This is a genomic window from Sphingomonas paucimobilis NBRC 13935, from assembly GCF_000739895.2.
Lineage (GTDB): Bacteria > Pseudomonadota > Alphaproteobacteria > Sphingomonadales > Sphingomonadaceae > Sphingomonas > Sphingomonas paucimobilis.
Map to the genome: position 1 here is coordinate 22008 of NZ_BBJS01000052.1, position 25456 is coordinate 47463.

Annotated in this window: 18 protein-coding genes and 1 tRNA gene; 3 read left to right on the plus strand and 16 right to left on the minus strand. The window is 65.5% G+C overall.

Annotated elements, in window-relative coordinates:
* Positions 1–11: 11 nt before the first annotated feature.
* The 5 genes from gspG to SP6_RS16485 form a co-directional block, all read right to left on the minus strand.
* Positions 12–467 carry a type II secretion system major pseudopilin GspG gene (gene gspG / locus SP6_RS16465; protein ID WP_007405160.1) on the minus strand — a complete coding sequence of 152 codons (456 nt, stop codon included), beginning with the start codon at positions 465–467 and terminating at the stop codon, positions 12–14.
* Positions 468–484: 17 nt separating this feature from the next.
* Positions 485–1708 carry a type II secretion system inner membrane protein GspF gene (gene gspF / locus SP6_RS16470; RefSeq protein WP_007405097.1) on the minus strand — a complete coding sequence of 408 codons (1224 nt, stop codon included), beginning with the start codon at positions 1706–1708 and terminating at the stop codon, positions 485–487.
* 408 nt (positions 1709–2116) lie between these two features.
* Positions 2117–3622, minus strand: a complete 1506-nt coding sequence (gspE, locus tag SP6_RS16475) for a type II secretion system ATPase GspE (RefSeq protein WP_082052542.1) — start codon at positions 3620–3622, stop codon at positions 2117–2119.
* Between the two features lie 85 nt (positions 3623–3707).
* Entirely contained in the window at positions 3708–5927 is a 2220-nt protein-coding gene (gene gspD, locus SP6_RS16480) for a type II secretion system secretin GspD (protein ID WP_007405116.1), read from the minus strand.
* The gene (locus tag SP6_RS16485) at positions 5924–6763 is read right to left on the minus strand and encodes a type II secretion system protein N (protein ID WP_007405050.1); all 840 of its coding nucleotides are present in this window, start codon (positions 6761–6763) and stop codon (positions 5924–5926) included. Before SP6_RS16485 ends, gspD begins: the two co-directional genes overlap by 4 nt.
* 104 nt (positions 6764–6867) lie before the next feature.
* Between SP6_RS16485 and SP6_RS16490 the strand changes: the two genes are divergently transcribed.
* Positions 6868–7539, plus strand: coding sequence for a prolyl hydroxylase family protein (locus SP6_RS16490; protein ID WP_007405131.1), 672 nt, complete (start codon positions 6868–6870; stop codon positions 7537–7539).
* Positions 7540–7774: 235 nt separating this feature from the next.
* On the opposite strand, the gene SP6_RS16495 is transcribed toward SP6_RS16490, so the two are convergent.
* The 5 genes from SP6_RS16495 to lon all read right to left on the minus strand — a co-directional run bounded on the left by SP6_RS16495 (position 7775) and on the right by lon (position 16067).
* The gene (locus SP6_RS16495; protein ID WP_007405145.1) at positions 7775–10615 is read right to left on the minus strand and encodes a TonB-dependent receptor domain-containing protein; all 2841 of its coding nucleotides are present in this window, start codon (positions 10613–10615) and stop codon (positions 7775–7777) included.
* 113 nt (positions 10616–10728) lie between these two features.
* Positions 10729–12366: a beta-helix domain-containing protein gene (locus SP6_RS16500; protein WP_007405114.1), complete on the minus strand. Its 1638-nt coding sequence runs from the start codon at positions 12364–12366 to the stop codon at positions 10729–10731.
* A gap of 657 nt (positions 12367–13023) precedes the next feature.
* Positions 13024–13098, minus strand: a tRNA-Val gene (locus SP6_RS16505).
* Positions 13099–13159: 61 nt separating this feature from the next.
* On the minus strand, positions 13160–13459 hold the full coding sequence (locus tag SP6_RS16510) for an HU family DNA-binding protein (protein ID WP_158005314.1): 300 nt from the start codon (positions 13457–13459) through the stop codon (positions 13160–13162).
* Between the two features lie 181 nt (positions 13460–13640).
* Positions 13641–16067, minus strand: coding sequence for an endopeptidase La (lon, locus tag SP6_RS16515; protein ID WP_042469368.1), 2427 nt, complete (start codon positions 16065–16067; stop codon positions 13641–13643).
* Positions 16068–16199: 132 nt separating this feature from the next.
* Between lon and SP6_RS16520 the strand changes: the two genes are divergently transcribed.
* A complete protein-coding gene (locus tag SP6_RS16520) occupies positions 16200–17951 on the plus strand; it encodes a M1 family metallopeptidase (protein ID WP_007405031.1) in 1752 nt (583 codons plus the stop codon).
* Positions 17952–18085: 134 nt separating this feature from the next.
* Here the strand turns inward: SP6_RS16520 and SP6_RS16525 are convergent, their stop codons facing one another.
* The 5 genes from SP6_RS16525 to clpP all read right to left on the minus strand — a co-directional run bounded on the left by SP6_RS16525 (position 18086) and on the right by clpP (position 22847).
* Complete coding sequence (locus tag SP6_RS16525) at positions 18086–19213, minus strand: calcium:cation antiporter (protein WP_042469369.1); 1128 nt, start codon at positions 19211–19213, stop codon at positions 18086–18088.
* A gap of 125 nt (positions 19214–19338) precedes the next feature.
* Complete coding sequence (locus tag SP6_RS16530; protein ID WP_037568612.1) at positions 19339–20037, minus strand: dihydrofolate reductase family protein; 699 nt, start codon at positions 20035–20037, stop codon at positions 19339–19341.
* Between the two features lie 70 nt (positions 20038–20107).
* Positions 20108–20698 (minus strand): GNAT family N-acetyltransferase, encoded by a 591-nt coding sequence (locus tag SP6_RS16535; RefSeq protein ID WP_007405125.1) that lies wholly within the window; start codon positions 20696–20698, stop codon positions 20108–20110.
* A 75-nt stretch (positions 20699–20773) separates the two neighbouring features.
* Positions 20774–22045 carry an ATP-dependent Clp protease ATP-binding subunit ClpX gene (clpX, locus tag SP6_RS16540; protein WP_037568616.1) on the minus strand — a complete coding sequence of 424 codons (1272 nt, stop codon included), beginning with the start codon at positions 22043–22045 and terminating at the stop codon, positions 20774–20776.
* 112 nt (positions 22046–22157) lie between these two features.
* Positions 22158–22847: an ATP-dependent Clp endopeptidase proteolytic subunit ClpP gene (gene clpP, locus SP6_RS16545; RefSeq protein ID WP_007405074.1), complete on the minus strand. Its 690-nt coding sequence runs from the start codon at positions 22845–22847 to the stop codon at positions 22158–22160.
* A 171-nt stretch (positions 22848–23018) separates the two neighbouring features.
* On the opposite strand from clpP, the gene SP6_RS16550 reads away from it, so the two are divergent.
* A complete protein-coding gene (locus SP6_RS16550) occupies positions 23019–24413 on the plus strand; it encodes a hypothetical protein (RefSeq protein WP_037568618.1) in 1395 nt (464 codons plus the stop codon).
* Here SP6_RS16550 and SP6_RS16555 read toward each other — a convergent pair.
* Complete coding sequence (locus tag SP6_RS16555) at positions 24408–25340, minus strand: glycosyltransferase family 2 protein (RefSeq protein ID WP_007405168.1); 933 nt, start codon at positions 25338–25340, stop codon at positions 24408–24410. The two genes, SP6_RS16550 and SP6_RS16555, sit on opposite strands and share 6 nt — an antisense overlap.
* Between the last annotated feature and the right edge of the window lie 116 nt (positions 25341–25456).

Consider the following 25456-nt stretch of genomic DNA (forward strand, 5'->3'; position numbering starts at 1 on the left):
GGCGGCCTTGCTCACTTATCCCAGTTGCCGATATCCGCGTTGATCCCCTCGCCGCCTTCCTTGCCGTCGGCGCCGTAAGTCCAGACATCCGCCTCGCCATGCTGGCCGGGCGAGGCATAGAGGTACGGACGGCCCCAGGGGTCGTCGGGCAGCTTCTTGAGATATCCGCCCTTCTGATAACGCGACGGATCGGCAAGCCCGGCGGGCATCGTCACCAGCGCCTGCAACCCCTGCGACGTCGTGGGGAAGGTCAGGTTCTGCAGCTTGTAGAGTTCCAGCCCGCCCTCGATCTGCGCGATGTCGGCCTTCGCCTTCTGCACGCGCGCGGTGTCACCCGAGGGGAGGACGTTCAACGCGACGATCGTCGCCAGCAGGCCGATGATGACGATCACGACCATCAATTCCACGAGCGTGAAGCCGTCCTCGCGGCGTTTCCGGCGGATGGTCTTACGGTCTTGGATACGCATCAACTTGTCCTCTTGGGCTATTGTCCCGCCAGCGTGTTGAGCTGGAGGATGGGCAGCAGGATGGATAGCACGATCGTCGCCACGACGCCGCCCATCACGACGATGATCGCCGGTTCGAGCAGCGAGAGCGCGGTGGCGGTGAAGCGGTCGAACTCACGCTCCAGATAATCGGCGGCGCGTTCCAGCATCTCGTCCAGCCGCCCCGCCGCCTCGCCGCTGGCCGCCAGATAGGTGAGCAGCGGCGGAAACACGCCTGCACGCCGCATCGCCGCCGACAGGCTGCCGCCGCCCCGGATCGCATCGACGATCGCGTCGGAGGCAACGCGCAGGCGGCGGTTGTGGATGGTCCCCGCCGTCAGGGTCAGCCCCTCGAGCAGCGGCAGGCGACTGGCCACCATCGTACCCAGCGTGCGTGCCATCCGCGCGGCGTGCAGGTCACGCAGCAACCGGCCGAGCAGCGGCAGTTTGAGCAGCCAGGTGTCGAAGGACAGTCGGATCGCCGGCACCTTCAGCGCGCGCCAGAAGCCGATGCCGACCACGACCGCGAACCCCACCATCAACCACCACCAGCCGACCAGCAGGTCCGACACGCCGATAACCATCCGGGTCAGGAAGGGCAATTCCTGCCCCACCGTATCGAATTGCTCGACGACCTGCGGCACGACGAACATCATCAGCGCGGTGACGACGCCGAGCGCCACGACCGCCAGGATCGTGGGATAGGCAAGCGCGGTGATCAGCTTGCCACGGATTTCCGCCTGCCGCTCCAGCAATGCGGCGAGCCGTTCGAGGATCGTCGGCAGCGTCCCCGAACTCTCGCCGGCCGCGACCATCGCGCGGTAGAGCGGCGGGAAGCTCTTGGGCTCGCGTGCCATCGCGTCGGCGAGGCGTCGGCCTTCGGTAACGCCCTGATGCACGGTCGCGACGATGGCGCGGACCCGCTCCTGTTCGGTCTGGCGGGTGATGGTGCGGAGCGATTCCTCCAGCGGCGAGACGCGATTGAGCGTGGCAAGCTGGCGGGTGAATAGCGTCAATTGCTTGACCGACATGCGCGCACGGCCAAGCTTGAGGCCGAAAAGCGGACGCCGCTCGGCGGTGTCACCGCTGCCCGGCTTGACCGAGACGACGTAGAGCCGCTGCTTCTCCAGCGCGGCGCGCGCGGCGTCGCTGGTTTCGGCCGGGATGAAACCCCGCTTCTCCGCACCCTTCGTATCGATGGCGACATAGTCGAACCCGGCCATGTCAGCCTTTCGCCTCATTCCGGTGCATCACCCCGGCGAAGGCCGGGGTCCAGTCGCGGCGACCGCACAGAAGCGAGGTCTCGGATCGAAGCTTTATCTCACGCGAAGCCGCGAAGCCGCGAAGAAGAAAGGGATGTTCGCGCGGAGGCGCGGAGGGCGCAGAGAGGGCGCCCTTACCGCGCCAGCGGCCCTTTAATTTCAACCGGTTGAAAATGCTCTTCGCTGCCACGGGCAAGACGCCTCCGCGTCCTCTACGCCTCTGCGCGAACGCATTCTTTCCCCGCGTCTCCGCGTCTCCGCGTGAACGCATGGCTCCATGCCTTTCGGCAGCGCCCGACCCGATACGGCAAGAGCACTGGGCCCCCGCATTCGCGGGGGAACGGGACATTTGGAGAGCGCACACCTCCCTCACCCTGCGTCGGAATCGCGGCGGGACACGCGGATGGCTTCCTCCGCCGTCGTCACGCCGTCCAGGACCAGCCCGCGCGCCGCCGTCGCCAGCGTCGGCTGCTTGACAAAGGCATGCGCTGCGATCGCCTGTTCGTCGCCACCTTCGTTGATCAGCCGCCGGATCGTGTCATCGACCCGAACCGCCTCATAGACGCCCGTCCGCCCCTTATAGCCGGTGCCGTTGCACTGGGGACAGCCGACCGCCTCATAGACGATCGCCTTGTTCTCGATCCCGAGCAGCGGCGCGACGGTCTGCTTGGCCTTGACCGGCCGCTTACACGCGGAACACAGCCGTCGCACCAGTCGCTGCGCGATGACGGCGCGCAGCGTCGAGGCGAGCAGGAACGGCTCCACCTTCATGTCGCGCATCCGGGTGATCGCGCCAACCGCGTCGTTGGTGTGGACGGTCGACAGCACCAAGTGACCGGTCAGCGACGCCTGCACCGCGATCTCTGCGGTCTCGCGGTCGCGGATTTCGCCGACCATCACCACGTCCGGGTCCTGCCGCAGGATCGCGCGCAACCCCGCCGCGAAGGTCAGGCCGACCTTCGCATTGACCTGGGTCTGCCCTACCCCCTCGACCGCATATTCGACCGGGTCCTCGACGGTCAGGATATTGCGGCTGCCGTCGTTGAGCAGGCGCAGCGCCGCATAGAGGCTGGTCGTCTTGCCCGAGCCGGTCGGCCCGGTGACGAGGATGATGCCGTTGGGCTCGCTCAACGCCTCGCGCAGCAGCGCATACATGGCCGGGTTCATCCCCAGCGCGTCGAGGTCGATCCCGGCATTCTCCTTATCAAGAATGCGCAGCACCACGCGTTCGCCGGCGCGGCTGGGCAGGGTCGAGACGCGCACGTCGAGCAGCTTGCCGCCTAGCGTCAGCGCCATGCGCCCGTCCTGCGGCACCCGCCGCTCGGCGATGTCGAGCCGGGCCATGACCTTGATACGGCTGACCACCACGGGTGCGACATGCGGCGGCATGCGCAGCGTCTCACGCAGCACGCCGTCGATCCGCATCCGCACGACCAGGCCGGTCTCATAGGGCTCGATATGGATGTCCGACACGCCGTTGCGCGCGGCGTCGGCGATGATGCCGTTGATCAGACGGATGGCGGGCGCGTCGTCGGCGGTGTCGAGCAGATCCTCGGCGGTTGGAATGCCGTCCGCCAGCATGTCGAGCTCATCACCCATGCCCACCGCCGCGATCGCCGTCGCCTGCCCGTCCATCGCATAAGCGTCGGACAGCAGCCGATCGAAGGCCGGCCCCTCGACGCGGGCGATGGCGAAGGGGCGGCCGATATGGCGGCGCAGCTCGATCAGCGCGCGCGGATCGGCCCCCTCACGCAAAGCGATGGTCAACGGGTCGGCGGTGTGGACCACCGTGCCGAACTTGCGCGCGAAGGCGTAAGGGATAGTCAGCGGCGCGACCAGTTCCAGCGTCTCGACCGTCTCCTCCACGGCGGACATGGGCAGGCCATCGCCGCCGCCGACCGGCTCGGCGGCGCCCAGCGGCAGGGGGACCATGTCCCCGGTGGAGATGGGCTGCGGCTCGTCAGTCACGGCGCTTGATCGGTTGGACCGGCTTGGCGACGGGGACGGCGATGCGCGGGTCCTCGATATTGCCGGGCATCGGCGCATGCGGGATCGGCGGCGCAGCGTTCATGTAATCGCGGACCAGTTCGTCGATCGAGGGTTCGACGCCCGGCTGCGCATAGCCCTGAAGCTGGCGCAGATAGCCGTAACGCTGCTCGGTTACCCGGCGGCTGTCCTCTGGCGTGCGCAGGATCGTCGGGCGGATGAAGACCATCAGATTCGTCTTCGACCGGCTGCGCGCCTTCGACCGGAACAGCGCGCCGAGCCCCGGGATATCGCCGAGCAGCGGGATCTTCTCGATCGTCCGCCGCTCATTGTCGTCGAGCAGACCGCCGATGACCGTAATCTGGCCGTCATCGGGGGTGAAGACATTCTCGAACGCGCGCTTGTTGAGGATCAGCTCGCTATTGTTGCTCGACACCGGACCGGCGATCGAGCTGACTTCGAGGCGGACATAGAGTTTGAGCGACCCGCCCGCATTGACCTGTGGCTTCACGTCGAGCTGAATGCCGACATTCTGGCGCTGCACGGTGCGGAAGGCATTGTCGAAATTGTTCGACAGCGCCTGCCCCGTCGTCACCGGGATTTCCTGGCCGACCAAGCTGTGCGCCTGCTGGTTGTCCAGCGTGATGATGTGCGGGACCTGGAGCAGGTTGGACGTGGTGTCGCTCTTTACCGCGTTGATGATCGCGCCAAATACCGTGTCGCCGACCTGCCCGCCCCAGCCGGCAAAACCACCGGTGGTGCCCAGGATCGACTGCACCGCCGATTGGGTCAGCTGGCTGAAGGCGGGATTGGGCACGTTGGTTTCGGTGCGGGTGCCGTCAGGCGCAGTAACGATGGTGCGGGTGCCGCCCAGCGTCTGCGCACCCACCGCCCCGGCGATCTGGAGGATGTTGGGCGCGGTGTTGCCATAGGTCGAGGCGGCGAACGCCCCGCCCGACAGGCTGCCCAGCAGGAACTGCGCTCCCAGCCGCCGCGCGGTCTGGTCGGACACTTCGGCGACGATCGCCTCGATCAGCACCTGTTCGCGGCGCACGTCGAGCTGGCGGATCACCTCGCCGATCTGGCGCTGGATGTCGGCAGGGCCGGCGATCACGATGGCGTTCGCGCCGACGAAGCGGGTGACGACCGCCGCCGTCCGCCCCCCTTGCGTGCTGATCGCGGGCTGCTGGCCATTCTGCCCGCCGGCACCGGGGGCGTTCTGCGCCTGGGGCTGTGCGACCGGCTGGACGCGCTGGGCGATGGAAGTGCCCGCGGCCGAGCCCGCCTGATTGTTGGTCTGGGTGAAGCTGCCGCGCGACAGCGTCGTTTCCTGGACCGGATCGGGCGTCTGGCCGACCAGTTGCTGAAGCACGGGCAGAAGCTGCTCGGCATCGGCATTTTGCAGGAAGACGACGCGAATTTCGGTGCCGCTCTTGGCCTTGTTGTCCAGATCGAGTGCGATCTGGGCGAAGCGCGCGACGCTCGACGGATCACCGCGCAGCGCGATGGAGTTGGAGCTGTCGATCGCGACCACCGACACGCCGGTCGAGCCCTGTGGTCCGCCGCCGCCCTGGCCACCACCACCACCGGCCAGCGTCTGGAGTGCGGTCGCGATCTCGCGCGCGCCCGCATTGCGCAATGCGATGACGCGGGTCGAGGCATTGTCGGCGTCGATGCGGCGGACCACCTCGCGGATGCGGCGGATATTGTCGGCGAAATCGACCACGACCAGGCTGTTGCCCGCCCGGTTGGCGGTCACCGATCCTTGCGCGCTGACCAGCGGCCGCACCGTCTCCAGCGCGCTCGTCGCGTCGATCGCGCGCAGGCGGATGATCTCGGTCACGAACGCGTTGCGGTTCGCGCCTGACGCCCCGATCCGGCTCGGCTGCGACGCCGCATTGTCAATCGGCTGCACCCGGAACGCCCCGCCCGAAGTCGGCACCGCAACCAGGCCGTTGGAGCGCAGGGTCGACAGGAAAATCTCGAAATATTCGGACCGCGACAGCGGCCGGTCGGTCACCACCGTCACCTTGCCATTGACCCGGCTGTCGATGATGAAGGTCCGCCCCGTCACCTTGGCCGCATCGGCGATGAAGGCGCGGATATCGGCGTCACGGACGTTGAGCGTCGTCTGCGCATGCACGCCCGCCGCGAGTGCCAAGGCCAGAACCGAACCGAGAACGAGCTTTTTCATGGCTTGGATGCTGCAATCTGAAGGGACAGCGGCAGCGTCTGATCGCCCCGCTCGACCGTGATGGAAAGGGAACCGCCCTGTGCGAAGTCGGTCGCCAGACGGTCGATGTCGCCGGGGCCCGTCACCGGACGCCCGCCGAGCGCGGTGATGATGTCCCCCTCGCGCAGGCCGGCCGCGCGGAATGCCGCGCCCGAACCGATCGGCCGGACGACCAGGCCGGAGAGCCGCCCGCCTTCCAGGCGCGGGATGAAGCCGATATCCTGGCGCAACTGGGAAATCGCGACGCCCTGCCCCGAGGCGGGCGGGGCGGCGGTTGGCGCGGCGGTCGTGCCCGGCACCGTGCCGTCGGCTGCGGGGGGCGCATCGGACTGGTCGAGATACAGGTCCTCGGTCGCGCCGCCGCGATCGATGGTGATATGGTCGAAGGCAACGGCCTTCAGCGTGACGCCCGGCTGGATTTCCTCTCCGACAGAGACCGAGCGCTGCACCCCGTCCGGCCCCGCCAGAATGGCCGAACCGCGCCCCATCGCCTCATCGATGCGCGTGCCGAACAGGGTGAGCTGCAAATTGGTGACGGCGGCCGGTGCGGCCTGCTGTCCCTGCAGGCGGAAAAAGGGATCGAAACCTTCGAGGATCGCGGCGGCCGAGCCGGCAATGGCAGGCGTCGCCGGGCGCCACTCGCCCAGCGGCGACACGGGCGTCGCCAGCACCCATAGCAGGCGCGCGCCCTGGACCGCGAGCAACGCCATCAGCGCCAGCTCGGCTACCGAATAGACATTCACGACCGGCAGGCGCCGCAACCATCGGCGCCCGCGCGCGTCGAGCCTCAACCGCATGAACCAGACCCCATCCGCTTTTTTCGCCCTAGGCATGGCATGTTACATGTCTGCGTCAAAGCCCCGAAACATGTTCGTCATATTGGTTTCACATGCACAACAGGATGAACGTCATGTCCGACCAATGGCCCGAACTGGGTAACGGCCTTGATTCCAAACCGATTGTCGCCCGGCTGGCTGGAACTGCGGGCGTCCAGCGTTTGCCCAGCCCCAAATTGACTTTGTTCGTGAAGCGCGACGTCCTGCCGCCCGAATTATGTGCCGAACTGATGACGCGAATCGATGCGGTGCGCCGCCCCTCGACCATCGCCGACCCCAATGGCGACAGCGCCTTTCGCACCAGCGAGACCGGCGATCTGCCCCCCGACGATCCGGCGGTGATCGAAACCGAACGCCGCATTGCGATGCTGACCGGCCTGTCGGCGGTTTATGGCGAGCCAATCCAGGGGCAGCGCTATGCGGTGGGTCAGGAGTTCAAACCGCATACCGACTATTTCGACCTGAACGGCGCGGACTATCACCGTTATTGCGGGCTGTCGGGCAACCGCACCTGGACCGTGATGCTCTACCTCAACACGCCCGAGGCGGGTGGCGCCACCCGGTTCAAGGCGGCGGACAAGATGATTCAGCCCGAGCCCGGCAAGCTTGTCGCCTGGAGCAATCGGCGTGCCGACGGGTCGCTCAATCCGGCGACGCTGCACCAGGCGATGAAGGTGCGGGCGGGCGTGAAATATGTGATCACGAAATGGTATCGTGAACTGCCTTGGCGGGGGTGAAAACGCGCCTTCCCGATACGCCCGCATCCACTCCCCACCTCCGTTTGCACCGGGCGAAGTCGAAGTGCACGCCCCGGCACGGGCGGCTTGGCGAAGGAAGTCCCATGGCCTTCGACTTCGCTCAGGCTGAACGGAGGCCGAGTCGAAGTCCACGCTTCGCCAGCGGCCCGAAAAGCAAAAGGCCGCCGCCCGGATCGCTCCGGACGACGGCCCCTTGTCCACAAACCCTCCGGGATCAGAAGGTCGTGCTGATCCCCAGCGAGAAGATGCGGCCCAGATTATACCGGTTCAGATAGACGAACCGGCCATTTCCGAAGTCCTGCCGCTCGTTGTAGCGCGTCCGTGTCAGGTTGCGCGCTTCGGCCTTCAGTTCGAACTTGCCGCCGGCCAGCTCGAAGCCCTGACGCGCGACGAGGTCGAGGCGGATGCCCGGCACCTCGATGATGTCCGGCTGGAAGCCGTCACCCGACAGATAGGACGGACCGCGATTGGTCACGCGGTTGCTGGCATAGTTGAACAGCAGCGTCACCTGCGACAGTGCGGCGGTGTCCTCGACGCCCAGTTGCAGGTTGACCAGATGGTCCGACTGGCCGGTCAACGGCGCGCCGTCGCGGAACAGCAGCCGCGCCTGACCAAAGCCCGAGGCGCAGCCGTTGAGGCCGGGCGACCCAGCCGCGACCGCCGGGTTGGGCACGCAGGTCGAGTCGGCGTTAATCTTCGACTTGGTGTAGGTGTAGTTGGCGATCGCGACCAGGCGACGCGTCGCGAAGAAGTCGCCGCCCAGGCCCGACAGCGGCACGTACTTCTGCAACTCGACCTCCGCACCATAGAGGATCGCCGAGGGCAGATAGGTGAAGCCCGTCTGCAACCGGTCGTCCGCGCCGGTGTAGAAGCCGACCTGCTCGATCGGGTTCTTGATGCGCTTGTAGAAGCCGGCCAGCGTGAAGCGCTGATCGCGCGCATAGAACCATTCGTAGCGCGCCTCCAGGTTCCACAGCTCGCTGTCGCGCAGGTTCGGATTACCGAAGAACAGGCGGTCCGAATCGGGATCGCGGAACTGCTGTGGCGCGAGTTCGCGGAACTGCGGCCGCGAGATCGTCTTGGCGCCGCTCGCGCGCAGTTGCATGTCGGCCGCAAAGTTCCAAGTCAGCGTGCCCGCCGGCAGGAAATAGGCGTTCTTCAGGCGGGTCGTGCTGCCGAGCACCGGCGTGACCGTCTCGATCGCGTTTTCATAGCGGACGCCCGCCACCGCACGCAGGCCATCGGTGACCTCCGCCTCGGCCTGGGCATAGCCGGCATGGACGTCGAGCTTGGCGTCATAGGCATAGGCGCCGGCCTGGGTCGAGAATTGCAGTTGGAGCGTGCACGCCCCCTGCCCGCGCTGCGGACAGGCATTGTTGATGACGCCCGGGCTCAGCAGATAATCGGGGCGATAGAGGTTGTACGGGAAGCCCGGCGCCGTGCCCGCACCGTCGCTGGTCTGGTAGTTGAGCTGGATACGGCTCGAATAGCGGTCCGTGCCCTGATAGAAATAGCCGGTGCTCAGCGTGATCGGACGATCGCTGTCGAGCTTGTAGGAAAGGTCGGCCTGACCGGTCCACAGATTCTCGTTCAGCTCCGAGAAGATGATCGAAGCGAAGGGCGTGAAGCGCTGCGTCACCTGATAGGCGCCGTTGCACTGGAAGCCGCCCGCGCCGTTGGCGCCATCATAGCTGACCGGCAGGCCCGTGGTCGTGCGGTTCGAGCAGAGATAGTCGAACTGCCGCTCATAGGGCGCGTTGCGCTTGGAATTGGCGAAGGCGCCGCGCGCATCGAACTTCAGCGCGTCGGTAAGGCGGAACTCGCCGACCAGCTGGCTTTCGATCAGTTGGCGCTCGAACCAGTTGGTGTTCTGCTGGAAGCGCAGGCCGCTGGGATTGTTGTAGAGTTCGGCCGCCGAGCCACGACCCTGCTTCAGCGTGTCGTGGATATAGACGTTGGTCCAGCGGATCGTGTTTTTGCCGAACTCATAGCCCAAGCCGACCAGCGCGTTGGCGACGATGCGGTTGTCGGTCAGCAGCGTGCGGAAATCGTTGCGCAGCGTACCATCGGGCGACACCGAGTCCTGCTGGATCGCCGAGCGGGTGCGGAAGGTGTTGGACAGGCTGAGCGACGAGATCACGCCCAGACGGTCACTACCGATGTCGAACACCGATCCGCCCGACAGCTCGCCCGACCAGTTGGCGGGAAGCTGGTTGTTGCGCTGGAGCAGCGTGGTCGAAGCGTTGGAGAGTTGCGCCACCTGCGCCGCGGGGATCAGGCCCGAGCCACGGCCGGCCTGGATATCGCGCACGAACTGCGGCACGCCACGCGTCCCGTCGTCATAGCCCAGCCAGTCGGCATCGCCGCCGGCATAGGTATAGCCCAGTTCGCTGGTCGTCGCATCGTCGGCCGCCAGCGTGACGCCGCCCGAGATGAAGTTCTTGGCCGGGATCGCCTTGGTCGTCAGGTTGATGACGCCGCCGCCGAACTCGCCCGGATAATTGACCGAATAGGTCTTCTGGACCAGCGCCGAGCCGACGATGGTGGTCGGGAAGATGTCGAGCGGCACCGAACGGCGCAGCGGCTCGGGGCTGGGCAGCGGCGAGCCGTTGAGCAGCGACGACGAATAGCGGTCGCCCAGACCGCGGACATAGACGAAGCCGCCGCCGACGACCGACAGGCCAGTGACGCGGGTCAGCGCGCCGGCGATATCGCCCTCGCCCGTGCGCGCGATATCGGCGGCCGACAGAACCGAGACGATCTGCGGTGTGGCGCGGATCGTGTTGGGGATGTTGCGGCCGACCACGACGATCTCGCCGCTGGCCGCGCTGTCGACGCCGGGGGCCGAGATTTCGACCGGCTCTTCCGCCGCTTGGCCATCCTGGCCGGTCGGGGTCTGGCTCTGCGGGGTCGCCGGCCCGTCGGGGCTGGTGGCGGTGGTGCTGGTCTGCGCGGGCGCAGGGGTGGCGCCACCCGCCGTCTGCGCAAGCAGCGCCGGCGCGACGAGTTGCGAGGTCAGGAGCAGGAGGGAGGCATAAGCGAGGCGTCGCTGCATGGCCGGGTCATCCAATCAGATTTTCATGGGGGAAAGCCGGGGCGGCGATGATCCGCCACCCCGGCTTGCCGAGAGCGCCCGGAGAAGACCCAAGCGCATGGTTCAGCCGGGCCTTAGCGGCCGTTGCAGCTGAAATAGACCGAGGTGAAGACCGGCGGGCCCTGGTCCTGCAGGTCGGCATTGGCGGCGCGGATCGTGGTACGATCGGCGCCCGAGCCGGCACCCGCGATCAGGTTTACGCAAGCGACGCCCGACTGGGTCGACTTCACGATACCGTTGATAAACGTCATGTCCGCACCACCACGCAGGCGGATGGCAGCCGGTGCGTTCGCGGTCTGGACGAAGGTGAAGTTGGCATAGCGGCCGAAGGTGCGCGGCAGCAGGTCCTCGGCATTGTTCGAGTCGATCTCGGTCGAGAAGCTGTCCGCCGTCGCGCCCAGCGTACGCTGCGCCGCGATCAGGAACTGCATGAAACCGCGATAGCCATTGTCGATGTCGAAGCCGTCATCGTCCGCGCCGGTGATCGCGATGTACTTCAGGTTCGACGTGCCGCCGAAGATCTCGATGCCGTCATCGGCCGAGTTGTGGCTCTGGATATGATCCAGAACGGTGCCCGACCCGGTGCCGCCCAGCGTCAGGCCCTGCAGCTCGTTACCGTCCGAGATGGCGATGCCCGAATAGCGGATCTGGACATAGGACATCTGGCCCGACGAGTCGGCCTGGTTCGCGCCGCCATAGAAGCGGCCGGTCACGCCCTCGATCGCCAGCTGGCAGGTGGTCGAGGTGCCGGCGGCGTTGTTCGGGCCGGTGCCGGTGGCGCAGACGGCGGTCGGCGCACGGCCGAGCAGGATGATGCCGCCCCACTGACCCTGGGTCGCGTCGGACACGCCGTTGCTGACCAGATTCTGCTGCGAGGTGAAGACGATCGGCGCGTCGCGAGTGCCCACAGCCGAGATCTTCGAGCCGCGATTGACGAGCAGCAGGTCGTTGGTCGCTTCCGACGAGTCCGCCGCGATCACCACGCCCGGCGCGATGGTCAGGGTGACACCGGTGCCACCGGTCGAACCCAGATCGGTACCGACTTCGGTCTGGCCACGCAGGCGATAGACGACGCCGGCGATCTTGGGCAGCGTCACATTCTGAGTGGTCGTGATGGTGTTGTCGATGCGGCAGAAGCGGAAGCTGGGCGAGGACGAGCTGTTGGTGCCGTCATCGATCGTGCCGGTCGGGCAGACCGACGTCGAAGCCGAATAGGTACCGATCGAGGGCACCGCGGTGCAGCGCGCACCCGAGCCACCGAATTCGGCCGAGGTCGAGTTGCAGGTCCAACCTTGGAACGCGGTGTCCGACGGACCATTCAGCGCGCCGACATAGTTGGTCGAGGTGAAGAAGCTGTTCAGCGTCGACGGATCGGACGCGGTGGTCAGCGAGGTGCTGCTGGTCGGATAGATGCCGTTCAGCGTGCCGCCGGTGCCGTTGACATTGTTGTTGCTGCCGGCGTTGACGATCGCGAGCTGCTCATCGACGGTGATCGTCACGCCGTTGACGGTGGTCGCGGCGGCGAACTGCGCGGCGGTGATGTTGGCCGTCGGGGCCGGCGTGGGCGACGGGGTCGGCGTCGGGGCCGGCTGCACGATCACCACATTGCCCGCACCGGGCGAGGCCACGCTGTCCGCCCCGCCGCAAGCGGCGAGTGCCGCGCAGGCCGAGCTGGTCATGAGAATGAGGCCGAAGCGCTTGATGCTCGCCATCGCCGAAAAACTCCCGATATTATCGTTGCTGTGCGGGCGAAGGACCGCCCGGTGATCGACTCGAGCCTGTTCCCCCTGGCCGATCCCGGGTCGGGCGTTAGGCGTCGCAGATGACGCCAAGATGCATCTTTGAAGAAACTTTTATGACGGTTGCGAGTCGATTTCGTGACAGTGCGGGATTGGTGGAGTGGCGCGCGGGGCGTGGCGGTTGGTTTGGCTCAGGCTGAACGAGGCGGAGAATTGGGGTTTTCGGTCAGGGACTTGTTTCCGACGCCTTCCGTCGAACGTGGAGTGGAGGACCGTGTCGGGGCAGTTTGGCGCGGCTTTGGCCCTTGGCCTTCGACTTCGCTCAGGCTGAACGGAGGGGGGAAGCGCGGAGCCGCGGGCGGATGCGCGCGGACAGACAGCTTGGGGGGGGGGGAACGCCTAACGGAGGTCAGAACACATTGGAGAGCGGTTCAAGACATAACCTTCGTCCGCCCGCCAAAGCGCCCCACCACCCGTTCACACTGAGCGAAGTCGAAGTGCACGCCCCGCCCTTGCGGCTTGGCCTGCCCGCCTCCAGCCGCCGTCATCGCAGCGCCCCCGACCAAAACGCAAAATGGCCGCCCGATCCACTCCCATTGGAAAGCGACCGGGCGGCCATTGCCATTTGCATGGTGGGCGCGACAGGGATTGAACCTGTGACCCCACCCGTGTGAAGGGTGTGCTCTACCGCTGAGCTACGCGCCCGGTAACCGGGAGACGGGCCTTTAGGCGGCGATCCACCGCCTGTCCAGCCCCAAAAACGGAATTAGTTGACCGAGTCCTTCAGGAGCTTGCCCGGCTTGAACTTGGGCTGCGAAGACGCCTTGATGGTCATCGGTTCGCCGGTCCGAGGGTTGCGGCCGGTCGATGCCTTGCGCTTGGACACCGAGAAGGTGCCGAACCCGACCAGACGGACTTCATCACCCTTCTTCAGCGCGGCGGTGATCGCTTCAAAAACCGCGTCGACCGCCTTGACCGCATCACCGCGCACGAGGCCCGAGGAGTCGGCAACGGTGGCGATCAGCTCCTGCTTGTTCATTCCATAACCCCCTATGATCTCGACCATAAAATGAACGGACTCGGTGCCGCTCAAACATTAAAGGACCGATAATGACGCGGCAGCGCGTGCTGTCAAACCCCGTCGTTATGCAAAGCGAACGATTCCGTAAACAGAAGCGCAAGTCATTCGCATGACATTGCAGGACGGGGCCGCCGATTCGTGATCGACGGCACCCGAAATACGACGATCAGTGGTGACGCTCACCCCCGACCGCCGGGATCGGCGCAGGCGGCAGGGCCGCCAGCTCGTCAGCATCGGTCCAGTCGATCGCCTCCAGCGGCCCGGCGAGCGCCAGACGCAGCACCTCGTCGACATGCGCGACCGGCACGATCTTCAGCCCGTTCAGGATGTTGGCGGGGATATCCGCCAGATCCTTCTCATTCTCCTGCGGGATGAGGACCGTGGTGATGCCACCACGAAGGGCGGCCAGCAGCTTCTCCTTGAGGCCACCGATCGGCAGCACCCGGCCACGCAACGTGACCTCACCGGTCATCGCCACATCCTTGCGCACCGCGATGCCGGTCAGCGTCGAGACGATCGAGGTGACCAGACCGATACCCGCCGACGGACCATCCTTGGGCACCGCGCCCTCGGGCAGGTGGATATGGATGTCCTTGCGGTGGAACAGCGACGGCTTGATCCCGAAGCTGGGGCTGCGCGCTTGGACGAAGCTGAAGGCGGCCTGCACCGATTCCTTCATCACATCGCCCAGCTTGCCAGTGGTCTTCACCTGGCCCTTGCCCGGCACCGTCACCGATTCGATGGTCAGCAACTCGCCGCCCACCTCGGTCCAGGCCAGACCCGTGACCGCACCGATCTGATCCTCCTGCTCGGACAGGCCATGGCGGAACTTCTGCACGCCCGCAAACTCATGCAGGTTCTCCGGCGTGATCGTCACCGACGTCGCCTTGCCCTCCAGAATCTGGCGCAGCGCCTTGCGCGCCAGACGCGCGATCTCACGCTCCAGCGTACGCACGCCCGCCTCGCGGGTATAACGCTGGATCAGCGCGCGGAGACCCTCCTGGGTCAGCGTGAACTCACCGTCCTTCAGGTCGTGGGTCTCGACCTGCTTGGCGACCAAATGGCGCTCGGCGATCTCGACCTTCTCGTCCTCGGTATAGCCCTCGAGACGAATGATCTCCATGCGGTCGAGCAAAGGCTGCGGCAGGTTCAGCGTGTTCGCGGTGCAAACGAACATCACGTCCGACAGATCGATGTCGATCTCCAGATAGTGATCGTTGAACTTGGCGTTCTGTTCCGGGTCGAGCACTTCCAACAGCGCCGAGGCGGGGTCACCGCGGAAATCCTGACCCAGCTTGTCGATCTCGTCGAGCAGGAACAGCGGGTTCGACGTGCCGGCCTTTTTCAGGTTGGTCACGATCTTGCCCGGCAGCGAGCCGATATAGGTGCGGCGGTGGCCGCGAATCTCGGCCTCGTCACGCACGCCGCCCAAGCTCTGGCGGATGAACTCGCGCCCGCACGCCTTGGCGATCGACTGGCCCAGTGAGGTCTTGCCGACGCCGGGCGGGCCGACGAGGCACAGGATCGGCCCCTTCAGCTTGTTGGTGCGTGCCTGGACGCCGAGATATTCGACGATCCGGTCCTTCACCTTCTCCAGCGCATAATGATCCTGGTCGAGGATCGCCTGCGCAGCAGCAATGTCCTTCTTGACCTTGGACTTCTTGCCCCAGGGCAGGCCCAGCAGCACGTCGAGGTAATTGCGCACGACGGTCGCCTCGGCGCTCATCGGCGCCATGGTCTTCAGCTTCTTCAGCTCGGCGGTCGCCTTGGTCCGCGCTTCCTTCGACAGCTTGAGCGTCGCGATCTTCTGGGTCAGCTCGGCGATCTCGTCGCCGTCGCCGTCCTCGCCCTCATTGCCCAGCTCGCGTTGGATCGCCTTGAGCTGTTCGTTGAGATAATATTCGCGCTGCGTCTTCTCCATCTGGCGCTTGACGCGGCTCTTGATCTTCTTCTCGACCTGCAGGACGCCGAGTTCGCCCTCCATCAGGGCATAGGCCATCTCCAGCCGCTTGGCCGGATCGGTTTCCACCAGCAGCGCCTGCTTGTCGGCGACCTTGACCGAGATATTGGCGGCGACCGCATCGGCCAGCTGCGCGGCGTCCTCGATCTCCGCCAGCTGGACCGCGGTTTCGGCGGGCAGCTTGCGGTTGAGCTTGGCGTAATTCTCGAACTGGTCGACGACCGAGCGCATCAGCGCGGCGATCTGCGCCTTCAGGTCGTGATCCTGTTCCTCGAGCACGGCCTTGTCCGACTCGGCGGGCGTCACGTCGATCGTGGCGGTCAGATAGGCGCCCGATTCGTCGAGCTCGGACAGGCGGCCACGCGTCTTGCCCTCGACCAGCACGCGGACCGTGCCATCGGGAAGCTTCAGCAATTGCAGCACGGTGGCGGTAACGCCGATCTCGTACAGATCCTCACGCGTGGGGTCGTCCTCGGCGGGATCGAGCTGGGCGACCAGGAAAATCTCCTTGTCCGCCGCCATCGCCGCTTCCAGCGCCGCGACCGATTTGTCGCGGCCGACGAACAGGGGCACGATCATGTGCGGGAAGACGACGATGTCACGCAGCGGGAGGACGGGATAGGACTGGTTCATGCAAACTCCGGTCGGCCCCGACCGGGGCCTCTTCGTCAGTATATATGGGGAGGGTTGCCGATCCATCAATTCCCGGTGCGACGATCGGCGGACCGCTTGCCAAGCAGGCCCGCTTGCGCAACACCATGCACCATGGATCGTATACGAATTGTCGTCGCCGCGCTGTTCACCTCCTCGCTTCTCTGTGCCGCGCCCCTCGCGGCCCAGACAGCCAAGCCGCTTCCCGCCAAGGGCGAGCCGCCGTTGACCGCGCAGACCATGGTGTCGGGCGGGGTCCGCCCCCCCGAGCAACTGGCCATGCGCTTCGACAGCGCCGACCTGTCGTTCGAGATCCTGCCCGATACCGAAGAGTTGAACGGCATTGCGGTGCTGGACTTTACCGCCAAGGCGCCGCTCGCCCGGCTGGTGATCGATCTCGACAGGAATTTGCCGGTCAAGGCGATCACGATCGACGGCAAACCACTCAAGCCCGGCGGGTGGTCGAACCCGGAAGGGCAGCTGGTCGTCACCCTGCCCCGCCCGCTTCGCGCTGGACAGAAGGTGCGTGCGAAGATCACCTATGGCGGCACGCCGCATGTCGCCGTCCGCGCCCCCTGGGACACGGGCGTGGTCTGGGCCAAGACGCCGGACGGCCGCCCCTGGTTCGCAACCACGTCGCAGGGCTATGGCTGCGACCTGTTCTGGCCCTGCCTCGACTATCCGATGGGCGAGCCGGGCGTCGTGACACTGCACATCACCGTGCCCAAGGGGCTGAAGGCGCCGTCCAACGGCGTGCTGCTGGGCGTCGATACGCTGCCGGACGGGCGCACCCGGTGGAACTGGCGGACCAAGCACCCCAACACCTATGCGATTGCGCTGAACGTAGGCCCCTATGAGGTGGTCGAGGGCCAGTATAAAAGCCGCTTCGGGAACACGATTCCGATGTTCTACTGGTATCTGCCCGGCGAGAAGGCGAAGGCGGAAGGCTTGTTTGCCGAATTTGCGCCGACGCTGGATTTCTTCGAATCGACGGTCGGCCCCTTCCCCTTCGGCGACGAGAAGCTGGGCGTGGTCGAGACGCCGCACAAGGGCATGGAGCACCAGACAATCAACGCGTACGGCAATGAATATGCCAAGGCGCCGGAAGGGTTCGACTGGCTGTTCCAACATGAGTTCAGCCATGAATGGTTCGGCAACCAGCTGACCAATGTCGACTGGGACGATTTCTGGCTGCACGAGGGGTATGGCAGCTATATGCAGCCCAGCTATGGCCGCTGGCGCGAAGGCGAGGCGCGCTATGCGGTGATGATGGACGCGCAGCGGGGGCAGATCGCCAACAAGTCGCCCATCGTCCACGACCGCAGCATGACCGAACAGGATGTCTATGAGGAGGCCAAGGGCGGCCCCGGCCTCGACATCTATATGAAGGGGTCGTGGATGCTCCACACCCTGCGCAATCTGATCGGGGACAAGGCCTTCTGGGACGTGACGCGCCTGGCCGTCTATGGCCGCACCGATCCCAAGCCCGGCAATTTCTCGCCCCGCTATGGTTCGACCAAGGAATATGAAGGTTTCGTCAAACAGGTGACGGGCAAGGACTATGGCTGGTTCTTCAACGTCTATCTCCGCCAGGCGGCGCTGCCCGAGATTATGGAGACGCGGGTCGGGAACCAGCTGACGCTGACCTGGAAGGTGCCGGGCGGCGGGCCCTTCCCGTTGCCTGTCGAAGTGCAGGTAGGTGACAAGGTCGAAACACTGCCGATGACGAACGGCACGACTACGCTGAGCGTGCCTGCCGATGCGCATGTGGTGGTCGATCCCTGGTCGAAAATCCTCAAGCGCTCGATCGCGTTCGAGCAGTTCCAGGCGTGGAAGGCGGAGCAGGCGGCGAAGGCGAAGAAGTAAGCCCCCCTCCGTTCAGCTCGCCCTCCGTTCAGCCTGAGCGTAGTCGAAGGCTACGGGCTGAACGAAGTTCCAAGCCTACCCGGTTCGACCGGATTGGCTTGGCCTTCGACTTCGCCCAGGCTGGAACGGGGGAATTACGGCACCACCGTCACGAACAGATAGGCCGCGAAGATCACCAGATGCACCGCGCCGCCGAGTACGGTCGTCCGCCCATTGCCCAGCGTCAGCGTGATCGTGAACAAGGACAGCACCAGCAGGATCATCTGCTTGGCACCGATTCCCAGCGCCAGCGGGAGGCCCAGCGCCAGCGACACGATCGCCACCGCCGGAATGGTCAGCCCGATCGTCGCGAGCGCCGACCCCAGCGCCAGATTGAGGCTGGTCTGCAACCGGTTCCGCCGCGCCGCGCGATAGGCCGCCAGACTCTCCGGCGCCAGCACCAGCGCGGCGATCACCACACCGACGATGGCGAGCGGCAGCCCCGCCCCCAGGATCGCCGCCTCGACGATCCCCGACAGCCCCTTGGCGAGCAGCACCACCCCGATCAGCGCGACCAGCAACATTCCCAACGCGGCCAGTGCCGCCGCATTGGTCGGCGGCTCGGCATGGGCGTCGCCCGGCATGTCCTCGTCGGCGGGCAGGAAATAGTCACGGTGGCGCACCGTCTGGACCATCACGAAGGTGCCGTAGAGAATGACGCTGACGATCGCGACGAAGATCAGTTGCGACGGCGCATAGGTCGGCCCCGGCGCCGACGAGACATAGTTGGGCAGCACCAGCGACAAAACGACCATCGCCGTCAGCACGTTGAGCGACGAACTCGCCCCGCGGAGCGAGAAGCGCTGTTCGCCGTGCCGCGCGCCTCCGGCCAGCAGGCAGACGCCGACAATGCCGTTAAGGATGATCATGATCGCCGCGAACACCGTGTCCCGGGCCAGGCTGGAGGCATCGCCGGCGTCGGACAACATCAGGCTGACGATCAGCGAGACCTCGATCACCGTCACCGCGACCGCCAGAACGAGCGTGCCGAACGGCTCCCCGACGCGGTGGGCGACGACCTCCGCCTGATGCACCGCCGCCAGCACGCAACCGATCAGGATGAATGCCGCCGCGATCGTTCCCGCCGCGCCCATCTTGTAGAGCGAAATGGCAATGGCGAGCAGCCCCAGCAGCGGAAACACCAGGGTCCACCATGGCATCAGCAAACGCTGGAGCAGCGCCCGCTTCTGTCCGGCGGTCACGATGGCGTCGGTCTCACTCATTCCTCGTCTGGCCTCCCTCATGGCCTATGCACGGCCCATCATCATGCCAATGCACCACCGGCCGCATTGGCTCCCGCGCAGACAAGAGATTCGTTGCGATAGCGCAATCAGGGTGCTGCAACGCTTCAGGTTATGGCGTTCTCGACGCGGTAACGCAGCCAGATCACACCATCCTCCAGCACCTCATGATGCGTCAGGGTCAGGCTGGTGACCGGGGCGGGCGTGTTGGCCTCAGCGTCGCCCGAATGAAACAGGCTAGGTGCCCCCGCCCCGCCATCGACCGCCGGGCAGAGCGCCATGCTGATCTCGTCGATCAGGCCGGCACGCAGGAACTCGCCATTGGCCGTGCCGCCGCCCTCGACCAGCAAGGTCTTCACCCCCAGTTCGCGGTTGAGAATCTCGGGCACCGCACGCAGATCGATGGTTTCTGCCCCGGCGAAGATATAGGACACACCATCGGCGCGCAGCCCCGCCAGATGCGAGTCCGCCACGTCCTTGGTCAGGACCACGACAATGGGATCATCGCCGATATCGCCCCGCGCCCAGACGATCTTGGCCTGTTCGTCCAGCACCACGCCAAAGGCATCGGCGTCACGCGTGGCGAACCAGTGTTCGCGGGGAAAGGTCTCGTCGGTATCGGGATAGCGATCGCCCTTGGCGAATTCCTGCCCCGTCACGCGCCCGACGATCCAGGCATCGCCGCCGATCCGGTCGTGCAAATCCTCGAACAGATCACCGGGCTTGTAGCTTTCGGGCCGCCAGCGGCTTTGCAGGATGCGCCCGTCCAGGCTGCAAATCATGTGGCAGATCATATGGGGCTTCATCGGCGCGTCTCCTGTTCGAGACGGGCCAACGCGTGATGCCGAACCAATATCCTCCCCGGCACGGGGAGGATCAGCCGCCTACCGGCCGGATCATCGACCAGAAGCGCGGGCCGCCTTTGGGCACTGACCATTCGCCTGTCAGCTCGAACCCGAGCCGGGCATAAAGCCCGACATTGCTCTCGGTCGCCGTTTCCAAATAGGCGGGCACGCCGTCCGCATCGCACCGCGCCAGCCCAGCTCGGATCGATGCACCACCCAGTCCCCGCCCCTGTCGCGCCGGATCGACGCCGGCGATGTGCAGATACCAGAAGGGGTGGGATGGAAAATGCGCCTCGATCGCATCGCCCAGCCGCATCGCGCGCGGTAGCGAAGCCCCCAGCGCGTGCAGTACCGGGATCAGCCGCCGGACATAGGCCGTGATCGACACAGGCGCCTGTCCCGGCGGGCGCCAGAAGGTCCCGACCTCCGCCCCCTCGCTGACGAGCCGCATGCCCACCGCATCGCTGTCGAACAACAACGCAAACAGGCGCGGCAGGCGCTTCGCCCGCTCCTCGGCATCGGGGAAGATATAGGACATGGCCGGATCGTCGGCGAAGGCGCGGCCCAGCATAGCCGCCACCGCCGCCCGGTCGCCTGACCCCGCATCGCGGATCGTCACCATGCTCATCCTTCCACGAAAAACGGGCGCCCCCTTTCGGAAGCGCCCGTCATCCATTCATGGTCTTCGCGGTAAGCCTCAGGCCGCCGCGCCGTCCTTCTTCTTCGCCTTTTCGGCATAGACGCGGATCGGTTCCTTGCGACCCTCGACCACATCCTTGTCGACCATCACCTCGTCGACACCGTCCATGCCGGGCAGGTCGAACATCGTGTCGAGCAGGATGCCCTCCAGGATCGAGCGAAGCCCGCGTGCGCCGGTCTTACGCTCAATCGCCTTCTTGGCAACCGTGGTCAGCGCATCGTCGGTGAAGTCGAGTTCGACATTCTCCATCTCGAACAGCTTCTGATACTGCTTCACCAAAGCGTTCTTCGGCTCGGAAAGGATCTTGACCAAAGCCGCGATGTCGAGGTCCTCGAGCGTCGCGATGACCGGCAGACGGCCGACGAATTCGGGGATCAGGCCGAACTTCAGCAGATCCTCGGGTTCGGTCTGGCGCAGATATTCGCCGGTCCGCTTCTCCTCGGGCGCCGCGACATAGGCGCCGAAGCCGATCGACTTGCCCTGCAGACGGTCGCCGATGATCTTTTCCAGACCCGCGAACGCGCCGCCGCAGATGAACAGGATGTTCGTCGTGTCGACCTGCAGGAATTCCTGCTGCGGATGCTTGCGGCCACCCTGGGGCGGAACGCTGGCGGTCGTGCCTTCCATCAGCTTGAGCAGTGCCTGCTGAACGCCCTCGCCCGACACGTCGCGGGTGATCGAGGGATTCTCGGCCTTACGGCTGATCTTATCGATCTCGTCGATATAGACGATGCCACGCTGCGCCCGCTCGACATTGTAATCCGACGCCTGGAGCAGCTTCAGGATGATGTTCTCGACATCCTCGCCGACATAACCGGCTTCGGTCAGCGTCGTCGCGTCCGCCATGGTGAACGGCACGTCGAGGATACGCGCCAGCGTCTGCGCCAGCAGCGTCTTGCCGCAGCCGGTCGGGCCGACGAGCAGGATGTTCGACTTGGCGAGTTCGACATCGGCACCCTTCGCGCCGTGGTTCAGACGCTTATAGTGGTTATGCACCGCGACCGACAGGACACGCTTGGCCTGCTTCTGCCCGATGACATAATCGTCGAGCACGTTGCAGATTTCCTGCGGCGTCGGCACGCCACCATCCTTCTTGGAGACAAGCGCGGACTTGGTCTCCTCACGGATGATGTCGTTGCACAGCTCCACGCACTCGTCGCAAATGAAGACGGTCGGCCCCGCGATCAGCTTGCGCACCTCGTGCTGCGACTTGCCGCAGAACGAGCAATAGAGGGTGCTTTTCGAGTTGCCACCGCTCACCTTGTCCATCAATCACCTCTCGCACCTGTGAAGCGGTGCGCTACCGTTGCCGGGGTGCGCATCGTACCGCACCCCTGTAAAGTCACAATCGAAATAAAGCGTTCACGCTGAACGACCCGTCTTATGCAGCGGCCGATGCGTCGTCGGCCGGGACCGGACGCTTGTCGAACACCTGGTCGATCAGGCCGAACTCCTTGGCTTCCTCGGAGCTCATGAACTTATCGCGGTCCATCGCGCGCTCGATCTCCTCGAGCGGCTTACCCGTATACTTCGCATAGAGCGAGTTAAGGAAATGCCGCATGCGCAGGATCTCGCGCGCCTGGATCTCGATATCGGCCGCCATGCCCTGTGCCCCGCCCGAGGGCTGGTGGATCATGATGCGGCTGTTCGTCGTCGCCACGCGCATCCCCGGCTCACCCGCGGCAAGCAGGAAGCTGCCCATCGAGGCGGCCTGGCCGATGCACAGTGTGCCGACGCGCGGACGGATATACTGCATCGTGTCATGAATCGCCATGCCCGCCGTGACGACACCGCCCGGCGAGTTGATGTACATGTAGATGTCCTTCTTCGGATTCTCCGACTCAAGGAACAGCAGCTGCGCGCAGATCAGCGAGGCCATGCCGTCCTCGACACCGCCGGTGACGAAGATGATGCGCTCGCGAAGCAGGCGGCTGAAGATATCGAACGACCGTTCGCCGCGGTTCGACTGCTCGATGACGATCGGAACCAGACCGGCCTGCGTCTGCCGAAGCCCGACGCCAGCCTGCGCCAGCGGGCTCGCGAAATCGCCGGTCTCGAACGGATTGTGCATGGAATTCTCTCTTATGCCCAGAAGAGCCCCTATGTCGCGTGGGCTGAGGCCAAGTTCAAGCCCCGCCGGATGTCCCATGACCCATGAGCGGCCGTGTTTACCCTCTTTCCATAGGACCGGTTCTAGGGTCAGGATCAGCCAGACATCACAGGGGGCGGTGGAAGAGCAGTCATGACGGCATCCGAAACGCACGCCGGAGCCGGCCCCAAACGTCTGACGACCTTGGCATTTTGGCGTTCGCTTCTACCTCGGGCGATCCGCGCCGTGCTGATGGGCGTGGCGATTGGCGCCCCGTTCTTCGCGCTCTTCTGCCTCGCCAATCACGCGAGCCTGGGCCGCGACTTGCCCACCGCCCGTGCGCATGTGGCACAGGCCTTTGCCAGCGGCGTGCTGCAGGACCAGGATTATCTGGATGGCAATACGGATATCGGCCGACACCAATATAACGACTGCCTGATCCTGCGCCTGGCGTTGGATCAGCGGGCGAGCCGCGATCAGTTGACCGTCAGTCCGCTGGTGCAAGTGCCCGTGCCGCCGCGTGGCGAGTGCCAGACGGTGCATGGCTTCATCACTGGGGAGCCGCCGGTCGGTACCGTGTTCTACCACCGCTATATCCACGGCCATGCGATGCTGGCCCGCTATCTGCTGCCCATCCTGTCGGTCGCGGCGATTCGGAACCTCTATCACACGACCCTGACGCTGCTGGTTGTGGCGGGGATCGTCACTGGGCTGGTGGCGCTCGGTCGGGGGCGGCGGCCGGTGCAGGGGCTGTTCTGGCTGATCGTCTTCCTGGCCTTTTCGCGCTGGTTCGGGCTGGAGACCTATGGCCAGTCGCTGGGCCATGGGCCGGCGGATATCGTGCTCATCGGCTATCTGCTGTTTCTCGCGATCGCGGGCACGATCGGAGGGATAGGACGGCGGACGGCGCTGATCTCCGCCGCGCTGTTCGGGGCGCTGACCATCACCTTCGAGTTTCTCACCGGCGGTATCCCGTTGGGGCTGGCGGCGGTGATCGGCGGCCTCCCCTTCGCCTGGAACGCACGGGCCGAGAAGAGCGGGCCGATCGTCCCCTTCGAGTCGCTGATCGGCTTTTGCGCATCGATCGCGACGGTCATGCTCCTAAAGATCGCGCTGGTGCTGCGCGTCTTCGGCTGGGACTCGATGCGCGAGGATGCGCTTCAGTTGCGCATGCGGATGGGGCTCGACGCGACACGGGGCGAGACGCACGATCTAGGCCTCGCACTGATGGCCAAGAAACTGGCCAAGGGGATCAACGGCCTGGCGCCGGGCATGCATGTGATGGCGGGGGCGATCGTCGTGATTGCCCTCCTCGCCGGTCTATGGGGCGCCCGCCACATGCTGCGTTCGGCCGCGCCCGTCATGCGCGAGCGCACCATCGCCCTCCTCGCCTCCAACGCCGCGATCCTGCTGATGCTGGTCGGTTTCTGGCAGCACACCATGATCCACGCCTGGTTCATGGAGCGGACGCTCGTCTGGACGATCGCCACCGGCTTTGCGCTGTTCGCGCTGGCCTGCCGCGAGCGCGACGGGGCCCAGCGCCTATAGCGCGCCGCCGGGTGCGGGGTGCGACAGATAGGCGAGCCGCCGCACCTCCTGCCGCCCACGTACCACCGTGTCGAGGATCAGTCCCGTGAACAGGTTGAGCGCGGCGAGCAGCATCAGCCCCGTCGACAGGATCGCGGTCGGGAAGCGCGGCACCTGATGCGTTTCCAGATAGGTGAAGATCAACGGCGCGGCGAGCAGCAGGGCGAGGCCTGCGAACAGTCCCGCAATCGCCCCGAAGAACCACATCGGCCGCTCGATCCGATAGAGCTTGAGGATGGTGCGCAGGATACGCCAGCCGTCCGAATAGGTGCTGAGCTTCGAGGCCGACCCCTCGGGCCGCGCATAATAGGGCGTGGCGATCTCCGCGCAGGGCATTTTCAGCTCCAGTGCATGAACGCTGATCTCGGTCTCGATCTCGAATCCCACCGACAGGACGGGGAAGCTCTTGACGAAACGCCGCGAAAACACCCGGTAGCCGGACAGGATGTCGGTGAAGCTGCGCCCGAACAGCTTGGCAAGCATGCCGGTCAGCATCGCATTGCCGAAACGATGCCCGCGACGATAGGCGAGTTCGGCTTCGCTCACCCGCTGGCCGACGACCATGTCGAGCTGCTCCTCGACCATGCGCCGTACAAGTTCGGGCGCGGACGCGGCGTCATAAGTCGCGTCGCCATCGGCCATGACATAAATGTCGGCATCGATATCGGCGAACATGCGGCGGACAACCGCGCCTTTGCCCTGGATACGCTCTGACCGAACGACCGCACCGGCCGCCCGCGCGACCTCCACCGTGCGGTCGCGGCTGTTATTGTCATAAACATAGATGGTGGCTGACGGGAGCGCATCGCGGAACCCCGCGATCGTCTGTGCGATGGCCGCTTCCTCGTTATAGCAGGGCAACAGCACCGCGATCCGGGGTTCGTTCACAACCTGTCCTCGTCAAAAGGCGGGCGATCTGCCCCCCGTCACAACCATGCCCCCATGCGCCAACATGGCCGGCCGGGGTAGTCCGTACACTATTCCTCCCCTGCAAGGGGAGGTGG